Origin of the sequence: Metamycoplasma neophronis (genome assembly GCF_006491995.1) — a bacterium.
GTDB lineage: Bacteria > Bacillota_I > Bacilli_A > Mycoplasmatales > Metamycoplasmataceae > Metamycoplasma > Metamycoplasma neophronis.
Genome location: NZ_VHHP01000007.1, coordinates 1 through 20,754 on the forward strand (window position 1 = coordinate 1; position 20,754 = coordinate 20,754).

The 20,754-nt window shown below is 28.2% G+C and carries 19 protein-coding genes and 3 tRNA genes; 10 read left to right on the top strand and 12 right to left on the bottom strand.

Translation table 4 applies throughout. The annotated features are described in order from the left end of the window. The first annotated feature begins 354 nt into the window (after nt 1-354). The gene (msrA, locus tag FJR74_RS02545; RefSeq protein ID WP_140915003.1) at nt 355-831 is read left to right on the top strand and encodes a peptide-methionine (S)-S-oxide reductase MsrA; all 477 of its coding nucleotides are present in this window, start codon (nt 355-357) and stop codon (nt 829-831) included. Between the two features lie 148 nt (nt 832-979). Then, nucleotides 980-1,600 carry a variable surface lipoprotein gene (locus FJR74_RS02550; RefSeq protein WP_140914973.1) on the top strand — a complete coding sequence of 207 codons (621 nt, stop codon included), beginning with the start codon at nt 980-982 and terminating at the stop codon, nt 1,598-1,600. 161 nt (nt 1,601-1,761) lie between these two features. On the opposite strand, the gene FJR74_RS02555 is transcribed toward FJR74_RS02550, so the two are convergent. Continuing rightward, nucleotides 1,762-2,307, bottom strand: coding sequence for a deoxycytidylate deaminase (locus tag FJR74_RS02555; protein ID WP_306766874.1), 546 nt, complete (start codon nt 2,305-2,307; stop codon nt 1,762-1,764). Between the two features lie 265 nt (nt 2,308-2,572). Here FJR74_RS02555 and FJR74_RS02560 point away from each other — a divergent pair, with 265 nt between their 5' ends. Then, a complete protein-coding gene (locus FJR74_RS02560; RefSeq protein ID WP_140914974.1) occupies nt 2,573-4,231 on the top strand; it encodes a hypothetical protein in 1,659 nt (552 codons plus the stop codon). Between the two features lie 31 nt (nt 4,232-4,262). On the opposite strand, the gene FJR74_RS02565 is transcribed toward FJR74_RS02560, so the two are convergent. The 6 genes from FJR74_RS02565 to FJR74_RS02585 form a co-directional block, all read right to left on the bottom strand. Beyond that, nucleotides 4,263-4,982 (bottom strand): TrmH family RNA methyltransferase, encoded by a 720-nt coding sequence (locus FJR74_RS02565; RefSeq protein WP_140914975.1) that lies wholly within the window; start codon nt 4,980-4,982, stop codon nt 4,263-4,265. Nucleotides 4,983-5,058: 76 nt separating this feature from the next. Then, nucleotides 5,059-5,862, bottom strand: a complete 804-nt coding sequence (locus tag FJR74_RS08055; RefSeq protein ID WP_140914976.1) for a YcsE-related riboflavin metabolism phosphatase — start codon at nt 5,860-5,862, stop codon at nt 5,059-5,061. Then, nucleotides 5,855-6,724, bottom strand: coding sequence for a tRNA pseudouridine(55) synthase TruB (gene truB, locus FJR74_RS08060; RefSeq protein ID WP_140914977.1), 870 nt, complete (start codon nt 6,722-6,724; stop codon nt 5,855-5,857). The genes FJR74_RS08055 and truB overlap by 8 nt, the downstream gene beginning before the upstream one ends. Nucleotides 6,725-6,816: 92 nt before the next feature. Continuing rightward, nucleotides 6,817-6,910, bottom strand: a tRNA-Ser gene (locus tag FJR74_RS03385). Between the two features lie 120 nt (nt 6,911-7,030). Then, nucleotides 7,031-7,114: transfer RNA gene (locus FJR74_RS02580), tRNA-Leu, on the bottom strand. A gap of 5 nt (nt 7,115-7,119) precedes the next feature. Continuing rightward, nucleotides 7,120-7,195, bottom strand: a tRNA-Thr gene (locus FJR74_RS02585). A gap of 208 nt (nt 7,196-7,403) precedes the next feature. Between FJR74_RS02585 and FJR74_RS02590 the strand changes: the two genes are divergently transcribed. The 3 genes from FJR74_RS02590 to FJR74_RS08070 are packed head-to-tail and all read left to right on the top strand — an operon-like array spanning nt 7,404 to nt 8,806. After that, nucleotides 7,404-7,928, top strand: coding sequence for a hypothetical protein (locus FJR74_RS02590; protein ID WP_140914978.1), 525 nt, complete (start codon nt 7,404-7,406; stop codon nt 7,926-7,928). Beyond that, entirely contained in the window at nt 7,918-8,421 is a 504-nt protein-coding gene (locus tag FJR74_RS08065; RefSeq protein ID WP_140914979.1) for a DUF4231 domain-containing protein, read from the top strand. The genes FJR74_RS02590 and FJR74_RS08065 overlap by 11 nt, the downstream gene beginning before the upstream one ends. Continuing rightward, on the top strand, nt 8,393-8,806 hold the full coding sequence (locus FJR74_RS08070; protein ID WP_140914980.1) for a DUF4231 domain-containing protein: 414 nt from the start codon (nt 8,393-8,395) through the stop codon (nt 8,804-8,806). Before FJR74_RS08065 ends, FJR74_RS08070 begins: the two co-directional genes overlap by 29 nt. Nucleotides 8,807-8,931: 125 nt before the next feature. Here the strand turns inward: FJR74_RS08070 and FJR74_RS02605 are convergent, their stop codons facing one another. Then, on the bottom strand, nt 8,932-9,813 hold the full coding sequence (locus FJR74_RS02605; protein WP_140914981.1) for a DegV family protein: 882 nt from the start codon (nt 9,811-9,813) through the stop codon (nt 8,932-8,934). A 113-nt stretch (nt 9,814-9,926) separates the two neighbouring features. Between FJR74_RS02605 and tyrS the strand changes: the two genes are divergently transcribed. Further along, nucleotides 9,927-11,165, top strand: coding sequence for a tyrosine--tRNA ligase (gene tyrS, locus FJR74_RS08075; RefSeq protein ID WP_140914982.1), 1,239 nt, complete (start codon nt 9,927-9,929; stop codon nt 11,163-11,165). Between the two features lie 19 nt (nt 11,166-11,184). After that, the gene (locus tag FJR74_RS08080; protein WP_140914983.1) at nt 11,185-12,255 is read left to right on the top strand and encodes an alanine/ornithine racemase family PLP-dependent enzyme; all 1,071 of its coding nucleotides are present in this window, start codon (nt 11,185-11,187) and stop codon (nt 12,253-12,255) included. Nucleotides 12,256-12,288: 33 nt separating this feature from the next. Here FJR74_RS08080 and FJR74_RS08085 read toward each other — a convergent pair whose 3' ends face one another. The 4 genes from FJR74_RS08085 to rpsP form a co-directional block, all read right to left on the bottom strand. Continuing rightward, entirely contained in the window at nt 12,289-17,469 is a 5,181-nt protein-coding gene (locus tag FJR74_RS08085) for an MGA_1079 family surface serine endopeptidase (RefSeq protein WP_140914984.1), read from the bottom strand. 121 nt (nt 17,470-17,590) lie between these two features. Continuing rightward, nucleotides 17,591-17,944 carry a 50S ribosomal protein L19 gene (rplS, locus tag FJR74_RS02625; protein WP_140914985.1) on the bottom strand — a complete coding sequence of 118 codons (354 nt, stop codon included), beginning with the start codon at nt 17,942-17,944 and terminating at the stop codon, nt 17,591-17,593. Beyond that, nucleotides 17,934-18,611, bottom strand: coding sequence for a tRNA (guanosine(37)-N1)-methyltransferase TrmD (gene trmD / locus FJR74_RS02630; protein ID WP_140914986.1), 678 nt, complete (start codon nt 18,609-18,611; stop codon nt 17,934-17,936). The genes rplS and trmD overlap by 11 nt, the downstream gene beginning before the upstream one ends. 11 nt (nt 18,612-18,622) lie before the next feature. After that, the gene (rpsP, locus tag FJR74_RS02635) at nt 18,623-18,880 is read right to left on the bottom strand and encodes a 30S ribosomal protein S16 (protein ID WP_140914987.1); all 258 of its coding nucleotides are present in this window, start codon (nt 18,878-18,880) and stop codon (nt 18,623-18,625) included. Between the two features lie 144 nt (nt 18,881-19,024). Between rpsP and FJR74_RS02640 the strand changes: the two genes are divergently transcribed. Both FJR74_RS02640 and FJR74_RS08090 read left to right on the top strand, forming a co-directional pair. Next, nucleotides 19,025-19,420 (top strand): cytidine deaminase, encoded by a 396-nt coding sequence (locus FJR74_RS02640; RefSeq protein WP_140914988.1) that lies wholly within the window; start codon nt 19,025-19,027, stop codon nt 19,418-19,420. A gap of 233 nt (nt 19,421-19,653) precedes the next feature. After that, nucleotides 19,654-20,736 (top strand): helix-turn-helix domain-containing protein, encoded by a 1,083-nt coding sequence (locus FJR74_RS08090; protein WP_140914989.1) that lies wholly within the window; start codon nt 19,654-19,656, stop codon nt 20,734-20,736. Nucleotides 20,737-20,754 lie beyond the last annotated feature (18 nt).

Consider the following 20,754-nt stretch of genomic DNA (forward strand, 5'->3'; position numbering starts at 1 on the left):
AGGCTGGAGGTGTAAGTGCAGCAATGCATTCAGCTGACCAGTACTAATAAATTGATAGGTTTAATAGTGAATTCTATAGAATAAGTTAATCTAAATTTACAAGTCGTATTCAGTTTTCAGAGAACAAAAAAAATGCGATGAGCCGCAATTAAAGAAGCAAAAAAGCTTCTTTTTTTATTTTATTTTTAAAATAAGCAAGTGATTTTATTGCATGAAATTATTTTAAAAACAAAGAAATTGATAGTTATTACTATTTTGTGTAACTTAATGATTAAAAATGGTGAAGTTTTGATATATTTATTATTATCACCATCAAAAATAATTAAATTAATAAAAAAAGAAAAGAGATTAACAATGGAAAAAGAAATATGAATTGCCGGGGGTTGCTTTTGGGGCGTACAATGATTTTTAAGGCGCTGTGAGGGCGTAATTGAAACTAAAGTGGGTTATGCCAACTCTGATGTAAAAATGCCTTCTTATGAGCAAGTTAAAACGTCACAAACAAATGCTGTTGAAACTACATATGTCAAATATGATGATACAGTTACAGATTTAAAAACCTTAATTACAAAATTATTTACAGTTATTGATCCAACTGCAAAAGATTATCAAGGGGAAGATATTGGTAGCCAATATCGCAATGGAATTTATTATGTAAATGATGATGATAAAAAAGTCATTAAAGAAATATTATTAGAACTATCAAAAAATTACACAAAACCCTTAGCAACTGAAGTTCTTTATTTAAAAAATTTTTATTTAGCCGAAGAATATCATCAAGATTATTTAGAGAAAAACCCTAATGGTTATTGTCATATTAAAACAAAATAAAATGACGCCGAATACAGTTTACATTTGTATTTGGTTTTTTTTATTATTTTTTTAAGATTCATTTTATAAAATTTTTAAAAAATAAATTGTTTTTATTATCTTTATTTTAAAATAAAATTAAATATTTCAATTAAGGGGAAATTATTTTATGAAAAAATCAAATAAATTGTTTATATCATTAGGAACGATTATAGTGGCCGCCCTACCGATTGTAACGATATCATGTTATAAAAAAGACAGTCAAGTTGAAGATAAAAACGATAATAAAGACCGTGAAGCCGAAGATAAAAACGATAATAAAAATGTCACAGAAGATAATAGTTTAACAACTAGAAAGGGCATTATCAATAATATGCGTAATGTTTTTGTTAAACTTAATGAAATTTATAAAAATGACATTATGTCACAATATCAACCAAAACAAAATATTTCAGAAGAGCTATTTAATAAAATCAAAACATATTTGAGTGATTATATAAACCTAATCAAAAGCGATTTATTATCAAAAAGCGATAAATCTCGCATAAGCCGCGTTGTACAAGATGAAAACTATAAGACTATTTTAGAATCAGAATATATTACAATTGACGAATGCGATGAGCTATGACAATCAAATGAAGATCCTCGTAGTCAAATAAATAACCCGACAAATGTGATGGCGAATATAGAATACATTACATCTGGACAAGGCAAGTCTTTAACTAGGGTTGATTTCGCTTTTTTGCTTGATTTTTTAGAAAAAACTGTAAATTGAATTATTAACAATTAGCAATCTCATCTTTAATCAATTGTACTATTTAGATAAAAATTTCAAAAAGAGTATAATTGCTCTTTTTTTATAATCATTTAAAACGATTTTACATAAGATTGTACTAGATTAAAAATATAAAAAAATGCCTTAATTAAGGCATCTATTTTTTAAGAATATAGTTATTTTAAATTAAATTCGATATCAAAATCATTGTCAATTTTTTTGCATTCAATTCCATAAGCTTTAAATATTTTCTCTGAAGCTAAAAAATCTTCTGATTCAGGTTTATAAGCAATGGCATAATAAACTTTTGAAATTTTTGATTGCACGATCAATTTAGCACAGTTATAACATGGTGAATGGGTTACATAAATACTTGAATTAGATTCAATTTTTGAGCTAGTTAAATTGGCATTAATAATTGCATTAGCTTCAGCATGAACAACATAAGTGTATTTTGAATTTAAAATATCATTAGCGCTATTAGGGCGATCCCATGTGAATAGTTCATCGTTATTCATTTGTACATCATTATATGATGTTGGCATACCGTTATAACCTAATGAAATAACATAATTGCTTGGGCTTACAATACATGCTCCGACTTTAGTGGTTGGATCTTTTGAACGCATTGCGCTTAATTTTGCTAATGACATAAAATAGATATCTCATTTAATGTTATCTTTATTTTCGTTAAAAATTATTTTTTTGGTTTTTGCATTCATGTATTATATTTTATCATAAAAAAAATAAAATGAAAGCGGGCGCCGCGGCTCCCCCTTTCGATTATTCAGTGAAATAAGCATATTGCTCGGATAAGACATTAACTTTGTTAATCCAATTCAGCGTGGAATTGAATTAATAATATTTTAACATGTTTTTGATAATATCTTTAAATATTATGAAAATATATTTTGAGCTTTATCTAAATAATTTGCCTTTTTTATATAAAATTTAGAAAGTAACAATTAATGATATAAAGGAGTTCAAATGATTAGTTTAAAAGATTGGAAAGATTATTATAATAATGTTGCAATAGCCAAAAAGATTGAAAAAGACTATTTAATTAAGGGCGAGTCATTTGATAAATACATGCCTTATTTTAATAATTATTTCATTGGCTCAATTGGATATGGATTAAATGCAATCAATGAAATTAGTTTACAGATTTTAGCGCAAGCTTTAGTCAATCAATTAAATAATCGAAATATTAAAGAAAATTACAATATTCTTTTATGTCATGATGGAACTTCTAAAGATAATGTTAAATTTCTTGATGCAATGGGACACACTTTTTTAGCAGCAAGAATGAAAGTTATTAAATTTGCCAACGATGAAGGTATTACCTTGCCATTTTTGAAGCACACATTGAATAAAACAAAGAATATTGACATTGTTTTTTATATTTCTAAATATACCATTGATAACAAATACACAATAGCTTTATTTAACCGTGAAGGTAAACCATTCGGAACAAAAATTTTAGGTACTTTAGCGCAAGCTTGTGAAAATATTAACATACATGAAATCAAAGAATTTATTGATGTTTGCGCGCGTCTTGACTTTGCTAAATTAATGAATGAATACATTGAAAGCATATACAAACATAATTACTTATTAAGCGGTAATAAATTAATTAAAATTGCGTGCATTGAAGATAATTTAAACCATTCATTTTTTAAAAAAATCATGGGTAAAAATGACTTTGAATACAAAATCATTAAACACAATGCAAAAGAAGAGGGAGCACAGTTTATCAATATTTCAACGCGTTATTTAAGAGAACTAAGCAACATTAAATATTTAGTTAAATTTTCATACGATCATAAACGGGTATATTTTTATAGTCGCATTAAAAGTTCAATATTAATGCCAAGATTTCAATTAATTGATATCAATTTATTGATTGCTAATTTCCTGGTATTTACAAATAATGTAATTTGCAGCAATAATAAATTTACAAAAATAACTTCAGTTAAAAGTACTTGCGCAACCCGTAGTGATTTATTTAATCTACTAGCTAAAAAATATTATTTAAATTACGAAGAAACATTTACTTACACAAAACAAGATTTAACGGAACCCTCATTTCTATATTTCAATGAAAAATATGATGTTATCACGTCATGAAACCAAGGTTTTGGTCAAGATGCTTATTTAACTTTTTCTATGATTGTCAATATGTTAAATTACTATGAAACCCAAAGCATGAAATTAGATGATATCAACGCCTATAATTTAAGTCAATTAAATCACAATTTATTGTCTTCATTTTCAATAAACTGTTCCTTAGAAAATCTTGAACCATTTGAAACTAAATTGTTTGCTCAAAGTGAGCTTAACCGCCTTGAAATTTCGGCAACAGAAGATTTAAGACATATTAACGCCGAAAAAGAAAGATATATTGCAAAAATTTATTTCGAAGAAAACGAATGATTAGTTATTAAGTATTCATTTGAATTGAAAAAACTAATTTTTATATGCCAAGAAACTAAAACAACAAAAGGCGAATTTGCTAAAAAATTTAAACGTTTTTTTACTAAATTTTTAAAAAACTATGAACACAATTTCATGTTCCAAAATGAAATCAATGATACCGGAATTAATGATGTAAAAATTGATGATAATCAAACTGAACAAAATTTATAAAATAAAGCCTAACGACACAACGTTAGACTTTTTATTCATTATAAATTTTATTCAATACAATAGCGGCAGCTGTCGCCACATTTAAACTTTCAAAAGCAATTGGAATATATACATTTAAGTCGCTTAATTGTTTAATTTCATTGCTAATACCGTTGCCTTCATTGCCCATCACAAGCACTATATTAGATTTTTTAAATTCAACTTCTTGTAATTTTTTAGCATTTTTATCTAATAATGTTTCATAAATCGTGAAGTTATTTTGTTTAAGTTTTTTTAATTCATCTTTTAAATTGTTAACTTCAATTAAATTAATATCAAAAAAAGCACCTTGACTTGAGCGGATAACTTTTTCATTATATACATCCAGATTTTCGATTATAACAGTATCAAAATTAAAAGCCTTGGCTAAACGGATGATTGTGCCAACATTACCCGGGTCTTGCAAATTATTCAGCGCAATTACTCGATTTGGAACTACATCTTTTTTAATTTTTTTGCAAACTGCAACAATTTGTTGCGGAGTTTGGGTTGATGATAATTCTTTAATTACGGCATTTGTAACCTGAGTCGAAAAATTATATTTAGGATGTTCAGTTGCTTCGAATACTTCTAATAAACATTTAGCTTTTTTAGCCTCTTCAACTAAATGGTATCCTTCAATTAAAAACATTTGATTTGCCTTACGTGCTTTAGATTCTTTTAATTTTTTATATTCTTTGATTTTTGGATTACTTGTGCTTGAAATAAACATGCTAAACCTGCTTTCTTTAACATTATTATTTTAAATTACTTTTAGAAAAAGTAAATAAAAAAGGCATAAGCCTTCATTATTCAAAGAAACCTTTTTCTCTTAATTTGAAATATGGTCCATCTTCGGTAACTGGTAAACAGATTTCTTTGGCTGCATCTTTAGTAACATCTTCGCCGTTACCCATAGCAATTCCTAAACCTACTTCTTCAAGCATTTCGATATCATTTTCAGAATCTCCAAATGCAACCATTTCATCTAATGATACGTTCAATAAATCGCCTAGGATTTTTAAACCGGTAGCCTTGGTTATACCTTTAGCAGAAATGAATACACCACCAGCTCAAACAGCTAGTACTCACATATCCATATTGTTTTCTTCAAAGAATTTAGCTAAGGCATCACCTAACGCTTGTGGAGTTTTTGAACTTACGGTAATTAAATAGTTTTTGTCTTCTTTAGATTCAAATTCTTTTTCAGAAATAAATTTATCTTTAAATGGACGATAAAATCAGTGATCAATGTTGAATAAATCATTGTAATAACCTCATTTATTTCCAACGAATGAGAAAGCTAATTGATGTTGTTCGGCATATTCTCTGAATTTAACAAAATCTTGATATTGAATAGTTTTTTCAAAAATATATTCATTAGTTTTTAAATCAAGAATAAAAGTTCCGTTTGCTCCGATAAAGTAGTCAACAAATGGATTATGAATTTGTTTTCCTACTGTGAAAATATCTCTACCTGAGCATAAAACATTAATATAACCTTGTTGTTTTAATTTTTCAAACATTTCTTTCATACGAGGAGTTAATTCATCAACTCCGAAAGGTAGCAATGTTCCATCGATGTCGAATACGATCATTTTGTACTTAGTCATAGTTTTCCCCCTTAAGTATCGCATCAATTCGGGCATAAAATACCTTGGTCATTTTGCAATGGCCGTGTTTTATATTTCCCCAACCTATTATTCGGTTAAAATAAGTAAAAATTAAATTTCCACAAAAGTTTTTTAGTTCGCTAATTTCTAGCTCTTTACTTTTGGCAAGGATCTTCAGCTGTCCTTCGCTTAGCATAAATAATTTTACATTAAAAAGCTCGTTTAATTTATCAATTTCTTCAAATTCTTGTTTTTCATTTAAAGTAATATTGCCAATTTTTTCGCGTCTTAAAACATTAACAACGGCATCAGTATTCAAATATAAACCAATATCATGAACTAATGAACGTATGTAAGTTCCCTTTGAAACTTTGCAACGAATTGCAAACTTTTGTTCAAGTTCATTAAATCATATTAATTCTAACGATTCGATTTTGATATTAGCATAAGCTAATTCAACGCTTTTATTTTCACGTGCTAATTTATAACTACGTACGCCATCAACTTTTTTAGCCGAAAAAACTGGTGGTAGTTGTTTAGTTTGATTTTTTCAATATGTTAAGGCTTCAAGCAATTTTTCTTTGCTTATGATTGGATGATTTTCAATTGCAAAAATTTCTTCACCTTCATCATAACTGGCTGATTTTTGGTGTAATGTTGCTTCAACATAATATTCTTTAGTGTCGCCCAAAATATAGCCTAAGGCTTTAGTATCATAATTTGTCGCCACAATTAATAAACCTTCAGCAAGTGGATCGAGTGTTCCACCATGGCCGATTTTTTTAATATTATTTTGTTTAGCAAAACTTTTAATTGCTTTAAAGCTTGATAGTCCTCTTGGTTTGTTAATTTTATAGAACATATTTATCTCCTAGTAAATACTACCAAATTTTTTATTTATAAATAAAAAAAGCAACTTTTATTTTTAAAAGTGCTTTCGGTATTGTAAATATATGGCGGACAATAAGGGATTCGAACCCTTGAAAGAACTTTGTGATTCTTTGGTAATTTTCGAAATTACTCCCGTCGGCCTCTTGGGTAATTGTCCATTACTATATTATTATAAACTATTAAAACTTAAATTTAAGATAGCAAAATAATAATTTATACATATAGATTTATAAAAAAGTCAAACAAAAAGTTTCGCTATTGACGAAACTTCCTGAAATGGTACGCGAGAAGGGACTTGAACCCTTACGCCAAAAGCATTAGTGCCTAAAACTAACGTGTCTGCCAATTTCACCACTCGCGCAAATATGGTGCCGTTTATAGGACTTGAACCTACGACCTACTGATTACAAGTCAGTTGCTCTGCCAACTGAGCTAAAACGGCGTTTGTAATGCTTTATTATTATATAAAATTTTTTATAATTTGATTAAAATTTTTTATTTTTTTTAATTGCGAAAATCAATATGAATGCTTTTATTTAAACGTTATATTGACATTTTAAATTTACGTTATTTAATTTATTGAAAGACCTAAAGGTCAGCTCATTGAAATGAAATTATTTTTTAAAAAAATAATTGTATAATAGATTATTATGGATAAACAAGAAAAGAAAAATAATCACGCAATTAATGAAAATTTAGTCGCTTATTTTGATTCAGAAACAAGACGTTTAAATAAAAAAAATAACGTTATTACTTTCTTTCAAATTACCTTGGGTATTTTAATCATAATATTGAACTTACTAATTATTGCATTAGCAGGGTATGCTTTATATTTAGGAAAATTAAAATTTGACGAAGAAGTAGTGAAAGACCCAAATAGTAAATTAGCAAGTTCAATTTCTATTTCAATTATCGTGGCATTTTTTACTATTTTGTCATTCGTTTTAGTTATTACTCAATCCATTTATAAATTATTTGCTAAGACTGCGGCATATAAACGTATTTTTAAATCAATGGATTATGTTGAAAATATTTATATTTACGATGAAAAATTTACAGCAGCAGATTATGAAAGAAACATTGCCGAGATTGAAAAGCTTAAAATTATTAACCCAAAACACAAAATCAAAGAAGCGCTTATGAAAACGTTAAGAGGTGAATCAGATGACAAATAAAAATCAGACGAAAAAGTTATCTAATAAAAATCCTGTTAACTTAGATTCTTATTTATTGCATTTTGTAAAAAAATATTTAAAATCATTAAAAACAAAAATTTATTTATGAGGATTTGCCTACGTTACGCTAAATCTTTTGATTTTGGTTGTTACAGTTGTTCTATCAGTATTGGGTTCAATTCAACTGTATTACAATTTCAAGGCATTCGGCGAAAACTCATGACAAACTTATTTATTAATAACAACGGCTATCACTGCCGCAACTACATTTTCAACAAGTATCATGTCGTTTTTTGCCATGAGAAAAAAGATTGTTAAATATCAAGCACGGGTTGAAAAAATCAATGTTGAAATGTTTTTATACACTGAAAAACTCGGCAAATATCGTGTGAAAAAAAATCGTGATTTAAACTTGTATATTTCGGTTTGTCAAATTTCAGATTTAAATTATGGAGGTATTAGCTATGGCGAAAAAGAAACAAGCAGAAGTTAAAAATTTTGATTTAGTTGATAAAAACCGTAAACTTAGCCGCAAATACCGCTATAAATATTTAGTTTCGCGTTTAATTTATATCTTGCTTGGTTTAATAATTATGGTAATTTCATCTTTACAAATTATCTTGAACTTATTCGCAATTCGTTGAAATGAAGATATTACATTGAAAACAATTTTTCTTATAATTGCTATTTTATCTTCAATTATCGTTTTCATCCAATCGATTATGATTTTCTTTGACTTCAAAACTAATAAAGAAGAAAACACGCTTAAACTAAATAATTTACAAGATTTAAAAGAAAAATATATGGAAGATCCAAAATCAATTAAGATTAAAAAATTAGCTGAAGATATTTATGATATCAGTAAAGATAATAATTAATTTTATTGACATTATTCACTAATATAGTTAGAACATCTCAGAGCTATCTGAGATGTTTTTATTTAAAACAATTAAAAACACACTCGTTGGAGTGTGTAAATTGCAATATTATAAAATAATGATAATTATCAAATTTTTGCATTTTTAAACATTTTGTCTTTAATAGCTGGATCGATTTTGGCAAAAGTCACGCAAACTGCGCCAACGCCTGTGTGAACGGCAATGTCAGCTGGTAATTTGAATGAAACAATTCTTGGGTAATTATCAGTTACTGCTCTAAATGAATTAATTAGTTTTTCTAAATCTTGATTATTGGCATGAATTACTGTTAAATAGTAATCTTCATTGTTTTTGTCTAAATTTTCATAAAGTTCTTTAACTAGTTTTTCTAAAGTTTTTGAAAAAATTCTTCCGATTCCGTCTTTTTCTAAAACACCATTATCAAAACGAATGATTGGAACGATTTTGGCTAATTTAGCAATCACGGCCGCCGCTTTTGATAAACGGCCACCTTTAACTAAAGCATCATTAAATTGGGAAACTAACAATAATCTTTCATTGTTTTCGGCAAAGTGTTTAATTGCGGCTTCGAATTTAGCTCCATTAGCAATTTTTTCTTCAAATAGCAATAAATCTCTCACAATCAAATAGTTGATTTTTTTAGATTCAACGACATGAACTTTAGGATTATCTTTGAATAATGTCATAATGGCACTATTTTGTGAAGATAAAACAGTTGAAATAGGATAAATAAGAACTTTATCATATTCTTCGGTATATTGGCTTACTACTTGTTCGACTACACCTGGAGGGGTAGCAAAAGTGAATGCATCTATTTTACGGTTTGCGGTTCAGATTTCTGAATATTTATTGATATCTAAGTCAACACCTATTTGATATATTTTGCCATCAACTTCGGCTTGGATTGGTAAGAAATCTCAACCTAAATCATGTGCTTCGTTTTTAGTTAAACCGCATGATGAATCAACGATAATTTTTACTTTCATTTTTCTCCTCTTAGATTAGACAAAATGCTTCTTATCAATATAAATCTTATATAATATATAAAGTTATGTTGTCTAAACATTAAATATAAACTATTATAGCAAAAAGGACTTTTATGCAAAAAAATATATTAGAAGATTTAAAATCGCGCGGTGTTCTTAAAGACATCTCAAATGAAGAAAAATTTATTAACTTAGAAAATGGTGTAGGAATCTATACTGGCTTTGACCCTACGGCAATGAGCTTGCACTTAGGTAATTATGTGCAAATTTTAAATTTATTAAGATTTAAAAAATATGGTTTTAAACCAATTGCCATTTTAGGCGGTGTTACCGGTATGATAGGAGATCCAAGTTTCCGTAATTCAGAACGTAAATTTTTAGATCTTGAAACATTAGAAAAAAATAAAAATGCCATTAGAAAACAACTTGAATCATTTGGTTTAGAAGTAATTGATAATTATGATTTTTACCGTGATTGAACAATGGTTGATTTCTTACGTAATGCTGGTAAATTAGTTAATGTTAATTATTTATTAAATAAAGATAGTATTGCGACAAGATTGAATCAAGGTTTAACTTTCACAGAATTTTCATATCAATTAATTCAAGGTTGAGATTTCAAAACATTGTATGAAACGCGTAATGTTAAAATCCAATTAGGCGGTTCGGATCAATGAGGTAATATTACAACTGGATTAGAATTCATTAGAAAAACTCATGGTGAAAGTGCTGATGCGATTGCAATGACAGCTAATTTATTAGTTGACGAAAATGGAGTTAAATTTGGTAAAAGTACTGGTGGGGGTTCATTATGATTAGATCCTAAAATGACTAGTCCTTATGCAATTTATCAATTTTTATTAAATCAATCGGACGCCAAGATTGAAGAATATTTAAAATGATTAACATTTTTATCAGTCAATGAAGTTGAAAACATTATTGCAGAACATAATCAAGCCAAATTTAAAAGATTAGCGCAAAAAGTTTTGGCATATGAAATTGTTAAAGATATCCATGGCGAAGCAATGGCTAAAAAGTGTGTGAAAATCAGTGAAATCTTATTCAATAAAAAAGAAGAATCATTAGACATTGAAGACATTGAAATGTTGCTTGATTTTTTAAGAGTTTACGAAGCCAAAGAAGGCCAAAACTTTATTGACTTTATTAAAGAAAACTCAATATGTTCATCAAATCGTGAAACTAGGGAATTTTTAGCAAAAAAATCATTTTTATTAGATGACATCGTTTTAGAAGACGAAAATGAAAAAATCACTTTTAAAAACTTCGATGGAAAATATGCCTTATTAAGAAAAGGTAAAAAAGAATTTATTATCATTAAGGCTGCAAAATAGCCTAATCAAAAGGAAAATTATGTCTTATCCAAAAATAATTATTAATGAAACGAAGTTTAAAAATAACGTACGTAGAGCAATTGAGATTTGTAAAGAAAAAAACATTCAAGTTTTAGCAGTTACTAAAGGATTTTGCGGGAATCGTCGTATGGCCGAATTATATCACGAAGCCGGCATTACTAACTTTGGTGACTCACGTTTAGATAATTTTGAAGTATTTAAAGATATTCCAGGACACAAACAATTATTACGTATTCCAATGATTTCGGAAATCCCACGGATGATTGAATTATGCGATTCATCATTGAATGGTGATTTAGATGTTATTCAAAAAATTAGTGATTATTGTGTACAAAATCAAAAGAAACCGCATGAAATCGTTTTAATGGTTGATTTGGGTGACCGAAGAGAAGGCGTTTTACCTGAAGAAGCTTTGGCATCGGCTCAAAAAATTGTATCAGAAATGCCGGGAGTTAAACTAATCGGGTTGGGTTGCAATTTTGGATGTTATGGTGCAAGAATTCCATCTGATGAAAGTATGGATGAATTCATAAAAATCAAACATGTTATTGAAAAAACATTGCATATTAAACTAACTCATATTTCGGGTGGTAATTCATTGAGTTTACACATGGTTTGAGAAAATAGAATGCCCGATGAAGTTAATTTTTTGAGAATGGGATTTGCAATGATTTTTGGAACTGAAGATATGTATCGCCAAACCATTAGTGGAATGTACCGTGATGCATTTAGATGTGAAGCCGAGGTTGTCGAAGTCGATTACAAGAGTTCAATGCCAATCGGCGCTTGCGGCATCGATGCTTTTGGCCACAAACCATATTTTGAAGACATCGGAGATATTAAAAGAATCATTTTAGGAATTGGTAAATTAGATACAATGTTTGATGCTATGATTCCATATGATAGTGATCTTAAGATTTTAGGTGGTTCTTCAGATCATATGATCATTAACGCCCAAAACTCAAAAATTAACTATCAAGCTGGCGATGTAGTATCTTTTGATTTAGACTGAGGAAGCTTATTGTATTTATTTAACTCAAATTATGTTAAAAAAGAGTTTGAAAAATAATAAAAGAAAAAAAGCAGATTTTTTCTGCTTTTTTTAGTCTTTTTTATTACTTGTAAAAAATCATGGTAGGTCATATAAATCTGGATTAAAGGCATTTAAACGCATAATGTTTCTTGCTAAAGAATGCGAATTAATTAAATCCAGTGGGTTTTGATTTTCTTTATTAACACCAAAGAAATTAAAACTTGAAAAACCTAAATCATAAGCCCCGTTACGACCAACTAATAATTTTAAAGGAATTCCTGAGTTAATTGTATTAATATAATGACCGCTATTATCCATTACTCCTGTTCCTGAGTTACCAGCATTATAAAATGATGGAACAAATTGACTGTGGCTTTGGAATGAATCAATGTTATAATTTGCTCCTAAGCGATGAATTATATATGAAGCTTGTTTACCATAAGGGAAACCGTTAAATAAAGCATTTTCGATTCCGGTTAATCTATTAGGCGATTGTTTTAATAAATGCGGATTTATATTTAGATTGCCAATTTTAAATCAGTTTTCATAATAAGCTGCTGTTTGGTATTTACCGGCTGCTTTAAGTTTAGCGATCAAAGGTTTAGTATCAATAATGAAAACAGTAATATCAACAAATTCATTTTGGGTTAGCACGTTATTTTTAAATGTCGCATTTTCTGGATTAATGCTTGATGTATAACCAATTTGTTTGATACCAGATCATACGACTTGAACTTTGATGTCTTCAACATACAATCCATCTCAGTAACTAAAACCATTTTCAACATTATTACCGAAATTTAAACCAGCAACAGTTGGGGCTGTACCTGAATCAAATCCAATTTTTTCAGGAGTAAAGTTTAAATTGTCTTTATTAATAACGTGGTGATTTGTGAAGGCATAAAATCTACCATCATTAGGATCGGAGTTTACTTTAGCTACCATCATACCACTACCGCGGTTCATGGCGAAACTACGTCCCATTAGTTCTTGTGCTACTTGAGAAGTTTTAACATAAGATTTATTTAAATACTCATTGTTAAATTTATAACCATCATGTAGTTTATAAGTAAGCATTTGGTTAGGATTATATTTATAAGGATCATCAAATGAGTCTTTGTTAATAATTACTAAAGGTTGGTTCTCTTGGGTATAGTCCATGTATTTGTAACTAATTAAATTAGTTGTGTTTTCAACATTGAAAACTTCATCAGGAACATTATTTTTATATTCAAATGAAATTCTTCCGGCAAAGTAGTCAAAGAAAAATGCTTCGTTCGGATTGAATGTGTTTAATAAATTATTAGGAACGCTCATCCGCGGTGGTTGATATAAACTCGACACAGGATTGTCTTGTACAATTTTGTAATTTGGATTATCTAATGAGAAAGTAAATTTCATACCATCATCTTGCTTAGAAACTCTCATTGTATAAGCAACGGAAATCATTTCACCAGTATTTGTTGCTCTTGGAGCGGCAGCAACACCCTTAATGATTACAAAGTTATTTTGGATTAGTTCTTGATAATTAAATTCTAAATTAATTCCGCCTTCTTGGCCGGTAAGATATTTAAATACTCTAGCATAGGCAACTGAATCTAAAAATTTAATATTCGCTGACAAATGAATTTTAACCTTAGCGTCAGTATTATTTTGTGACAAAATAGGTTCGTAATATTTTTTCTTAAATAAGTACTCAACTTGATTTGTTTCTTTATTTAATTCTCAATAATTATCTTTGACTTCGATTTCGGTTTCTCTTCTTCTTAAAATAGTATTTTTATCTAAAAAGATTTTTTTCATTTTTTGAGCAAATGGCAATGATAAATAATTTTCATCAGTATAGTGTGGGTCGGGAGCATTATTATTTTGTTTAAAACCAGAAATTTTATATCAAACATCACCAATAAATTCTTTGTCTTGCTTGGTTGTATATTTTAGCCTTATCATTAGTGTCCCGTTTTTATCATCTGGCATTTTAGCATCAGCAATTTTTCATCTGTCTGGATAAAAGGCATAATTTTTATATTTATATGTAGAAATACTTACACTTAATGGATTGATTCGATTAGGATCTTTTAACTGAGCAAGTGCATCAGACGGAGTAAGGCTTTCAACTCCGCGAATATAAAAATCATTCATATTCAATTTATTAACGCCGACTAAAGGATATAGTTCATTTGCCAAATCATTTTTAAGATTTCTTAATGTGATGGTGCCTGTTGAATATCTATCATTTCAGTTATTTTTATTAATAAAACCAAGTTTAAATGTCATAGTTGATGAAAATTCACGCAATCTATATTGAGCATTAACATCATAAAAATAAACAAAGTAATTATTTAAAATTGGATTCATATCCACATTATTTGTTGGGTCTGAAGGATTTGAAATATCATCAGTATTAGTTGGTAATGTTGGTACAGTTTCGGTTGATTCGAAATCATTATTATTATTTTCGAATTCTTTATTTTTATCTTCTACACTTTCGTGTGTTCCCTTAAATTTAAATAAGAAATTTAATTTATCAAAAGATTGTTCTTCCATTAAAACTGAAGCGTCGAACATTCTTTTGCCATTAACTAAACGATAATCAATGTTTCGAGAATTGATTTTAGCAATAGTATTTTTAATGGCTTGGTTTGTCCCTTGTTGCGCAAAATCTTCATCTGTAAATCAAGATTTTCCATTCATTGGCTTAATGTCATAATAATTTAGTTTTCTAAAATAATCTAATTTAAATTTATTTGATTTCAAAAGTGGGTTATTTTGAATTACGCCATCTTTTTCGATCCCTAATGAAATATTGACAAATCCAGCACGAGCATTAACTGTATAATCTGATGGATTTTGGTTTAGAAAAATAACCTTATATCCATTTATTGTAGGTAATGTATAAATTTCATTTAATTTTTTAACGCCTTCTGGGGCTATAAAATTAGTATGAGTTACTTTTAAATCATTTATCGTAGCTTGAGATAAGATTTTTTGATAATTATTCAATGCCCGATTCATATCAAACATTCACTTATTTTTTTGATAATTTTGTTCACCGTTTAATGGATAAAGTTTTAATAAATAAGTAAATGGTTGTTTATTCTCGCCCGTAAATTTAATATTAAAAGTTAAAGCATGATCTTCGGTATTGTATGAAAAAATTTCGTTTTGTGATAAATCAATTATTTCTCAATTGTTATACCCTGGAAGATTAAGATTAATATTTTTATGAAGTGCAGTATTTAATCATTGCTTCTTCACATTATAAGGCACATAATTTTCATTTCAAGCGCGATTTTTTACTTGCATTAAATATTTTAAAAATGATATATCTTCTGAATTGAATTGGTATGTTGCGTCGGCATTATTATATTCAGTTTGAAATATCATGCCAATTAGTTTTAGCATATCATATTCAGATGGGTTTCTGTAGTGATACATATGAGTTCATTTTACTGAATAAGTTACTAATTTATTTAGTGGATTTTTAAATGATAGATCATTAATGCTTTTTAAAGTTATTTTTTTAATTAAATTATTTTTATAGTTAATTGCTACATCAAATTTTAATTTATTATCGGTATAAGCAATTGAATCTTTTATTACTTGGTATGTAAAATATTGTTTTAAATTTGAATACTTAGGTTTAATTAAATTTAGTGATTGATTTTGAATATCAGCTGTAAACTCATCTTCATATTTATTTTTAAAACCTGCATAATTTATTGTGTATAAATCTTCAATATTATGGTATGAAATTTCATCTACTAGAGTTTGTAATTTATAATCAAACACAATTTCTTTTAATATATAAGTATTAACATCATTTTTTTGAATTTCATATTTAACTTCTAGCACACTAATGTCATCTTGACTTAATTTGTAACTGCGGTTTGTAATTTTAATATCTTTATTGACCAAACTTTGATTTAAATAAACATCAAAGTTGTTGTCGTTGATCGAAGCGCTATTAACATTTAAATTGTAAAATAGGGGATTAGAGTTTCCTGCACGTTCATTTAAAGAAACTGTTATATCTCTTTGCGCTAATATTTTTAAATCAATTACATCATCTGGATAAAGTTCATTAATTTGGTTATATTTGGCTTCGATATTAGCTAATTGTGTAGCTTTAGCGTTAGCATCTAATTCATTAAACTGCGAAGTATTTTTTAATTCGCTCATTAAATTCGAAAATTCCGAATTTTTAGTTGAAGGTAAAGAGTTTAATTTCAATATTTTAGCTTGAATTTTGCTATATAAATTCGAATAATCGCTTTTGTTTGTCCCATCAATTTTTTGTTTTAATGCCGCAAAATCAGCATCGAATTTTGATGTTATAGTTTGTAATTCGTCTGCATTCAATATTGAATTTGTTTGAAAACTTTGAATATATGAATTTAATAAAGCTTTTGCTTCTGATAAATGGTTGTCATTTGGACGCATAGTATCAATATAGGCTTTTAATTCATTTGATTTATTTAAAGCAACTAATTCATGTTTAAGTAAGCTTAGGTTATCTTCGCTGTTTGTAATTTGTGAATTAATTCTATCGATATTCTCTTCTGTAACTACTCTTTCTGGGATAATGATTTCTCTTTTTGCTAATGCGTTAAGAAAATCAAAATTTTGATTATTTTCAATGAAATTATTTAATTCATTTTCTAGATTTTGAATCAAATTTAAAACTAACGTTTTCTTTGTTTCGAAATCGTCCACTTGTTTTGCAATTTTTGTCAATAATTTTGTAGATGCTGGAATATCGTTTAAAATAGCTTCGATATTTTTTGAGCTTATATCATTTTGATTTTGACTAATTTGGCTATTTAATTCTGAGAGTAAATCGGCTGATAATGCTTGTTTGTTAACTGTTGATAAGTTATTGCTTATATCGTTCAAAATTGTTATTTTGTTTTCAATAAATTGATTAATTTTGTTATCGATTTCAGCTTTAATTTCATTGAATGAATTGACTGATTCTTGTAGATTTTCTGCTGTAACTGCATTGGAATTTAATATACCTTTTACATTTTGCTTTAATGTAATTAATTTACTGAACTCAATTAAATTATTTTTTAATAAATACTGATTTAAATAAATATTAATTGAATTTTCTAAATTTTGCAATTGATTTTTATATGTATTATTTTCTTTGTTTTCATTATTATTTGGTTTTTCACAAGAAGCGGCAAGGGCAGCAATTGGAGCCATCGCAAGCAAAAGCCCTAAACTTTTTATATATTTCTTTTTCATATCTAAACTACCTTTCTTTTATTTTTTAATTTTATCATATCAAAGATATGATGCAATTAATACTTTAAATATTTTATAAAAATAAAATAAATAAAAGTCGGAAACTTTCCGACTAATATTATTATTTGTTTTTGATTTCTTTTAATCTTGCTGATTTGCCTTTTAGGCCTCTCATGTAGTATAGTTTTGCTCTTCTTACTTTATTCTTTCTCATTACTTCAATATTTGAAATTAAAGGTGAGTTAATTTTGAATGTTCTTTCAACTCCAACACCATATGAATCTTTTCTAACGGTAATTGATTTGTTAATACCTTCTCCGTAAGCTGCGATAACTAAACCTTCAAATACTTGAATACGTTCTTTGTTACCTTCTTTAATACGTACGTGAACTCTAACGTTGTAACCTTCTCTAACTTGTGGTAAGTCAGTTCTAATTTGGTCTTGTTCTACAAATTCTAATAATTTAGTTCTCATGTTTTTTCCTTTCGATAATATCTTTACGATTTTTTAAGGTTTTTAAATATGCATTTTCTTCACGTCATTTACTGATTAAAGCATGATTTCCACTCAATAATATTTCAGGGACTTTTAAGCCTTTATATTCAGCAGGTCGAGTATATTGCGGATAATCTAATAAGCCATCTCCTTCAAAACTTTCGTTTTGATGTGATCCTTTTTTAAGTACACCGGGAACTAATCTGGCAACTGCTTCTGCTACTGCCATAGCCGGAATTTCGCCGCCTGTTAAAATATAATCTCCAACTGAAAGTTCTTCATCGATAAAATGAATAACTCTTTCATCAAACCCTTCATAATGACCACACACTAGTGTAATTTCATCATATTTAGCTAAATCATGTGCTTTAGCTTGGTTGAATGTTTGACCTTGTGGGCTTAACAAGATTTTATGACTATTTGGAACGGTTTGTAATGCCAAGTCGATTGGTTCAACCTGTAATAACATACCATCTCCACCGCCATAAACTTGGTCATCAACTTTTTGATGCTTTTCTTTTGAAAAATCTCTAAAGTTAATAATATTTACTTCTAGATGTCCTAGTTTAATTGCTTTACCAATTATGCTTTGAGTTACGAATGCTTCAAAATATTCAGGAAATAAGGTAAGAATATTTATTTTCATAAGAATGCTATTTATTTTTTGCTAGCAACGTAGTCAGCGTAGAAGTTATCTTGTTTTAATAGAGTTCTAACAGTGTCAGTTGGTTTAGCACCTTCATTTAAGTATTTAGTAACTAATTCTTTGTTTAAGTGTAGAGCTTTTGCATGAGGGTCATAGTGACCTAATTCTTCGATAAATCTTCCATCACGTGGGCTTCTTGCGTCTGAAGCAACGATTTTATATGTTGCGTGGAATTTTTTACCGGTTCTTTTTAATCTTAATTTAACCATGGTTTTTCCTTTCTAAAAAATGTGTTCGATTTAAAGAATAAATATATTTTAGCACAAAATTTGCTGTTAAGTAAAAATACTTGACACTTTTTTATTTTTGCGAAAAATACATACGAATTAATAATTATATTAAAATTATTATGTATGAAAATAACAGAATTAAAAGAAAAATTAAAATTTGCACAAGGTATTTATTCAGGCGTTAAAGTCGCATCTTGTGCTGTCGATAAAGATGGACGTGAATTTTTCGGAGTTAATTGTGAAAATGCGGCTTATCCTAGCGGTTTATGTGCCGAAAGATCAGCTTTATTTGGAAGCGTAGTGCATGGTTCGCATATTGGCGAATTTAAAGAAATTCACATCATTAGCAATTTAAATAAAGTTTTATATCCTTGCGGCGCATGTTTGCAAGTTATTACCCAATTTTTAAAACGTGATGCAAAGGTATATTTATATAATTACGATTTAAGTGAAACAAAAGAATATTTCTTATATGAAGTGTTTCCGTTTGGCGTCCGTGACGAAGATATTAAAAATTAATAAGCATAATTTAAAATTTTATTAACAAAAATTGAAAAAAGAAGGTAAAACTTCTTTTTTCTTTTTAAAATAAGCAAGAATTTTAATTACGCGGATATTATAAACCAGACTCAATTTGTATAAAATGTAAAAAAATGGCTATTTTTATACATAAAATAAATATAATTACGTGAAAAATATTTGCAAAAAAGTTATAATTTTTAATGTAAAGATTAAATAATGAAAGAGGTTATATGGCTGAGCAACACATTTGCGATATGCGACACATCAAAGTTCATGGAGATGACTTTACTGAAGAAATCCAATACTATTTAGATAAATTTGGAATGACTCAAAAAGAATTGGCATTACGTTTGGGTTTGAGCATTAAACATATTAACTCAATTATGAATAATGAAGTTAATGACGTTAGCGTTGGTGTTATTGAATCCCTAGAATATGCATTTCATTTAGAAACCGGGACTTTAACTGAGGTTTATCATATTTATAGCAATATGAAAGAGACGACGACAAATAAAAATATTGAAAACGAATTGATCAAATATGGAGCAAATTTCTTATCATGTCATCCTGAATTAGCGATGGCTGCCAATATTAATATGAAACCAAATACCCCCCTTCATATTAAATTAATGATGTTAAAAAGATTTTATGGCGTAGCAGAATTATCATACTATGATAAATATTTACGCGAAAATGTTTTGGCAGATGAATATACATATGAAAATCCTAATAGTAAAATTTGAATTAGATTTTGCGAATTATTAGCAGTGGGAAGCAATAATTTTACTTCATTAGGAACTTTCAGAAAATCAATGTTTGAACCAATTTTTAAAAAAATATTAAACATTATTGGTAATGAAAATATTGTGTTTGAAGAAAAAATTAAACTTATTAAAAAGAGCTTAATGAGCAAAGGGATTGTGCTTGTTACTATGCCATTCATTGAAAATAGTTTAATTAGAGCGATATCACTAAGAAAGGGTGCAAAAAGATATATTTTTCTTTCAGATATGTCACACTCTGAAGGACACATTTTCTTTAGCTTATTGCACGAAGTTGTACACTGCTATTTCCCTGATTTAAGAGAAAATGAAATTGATAGCAAGGTTATAAATGAATATCATGAATGAGAAAAAAATAGCTCATCAAATTATAAGGCGGTTTATGATGCAATTATTTCATATGAACAATGCCGCATTGTAAAAGAAAGAAATAGCAATATTGACACAACTTATATTTGAACAACTTTAAGAGAAAAATACCCATATGTTTCTTTTGAAGAAGCAGAATTACCTTCTCCAATGGATAAATAAAAATCGCTATTAAGCGAT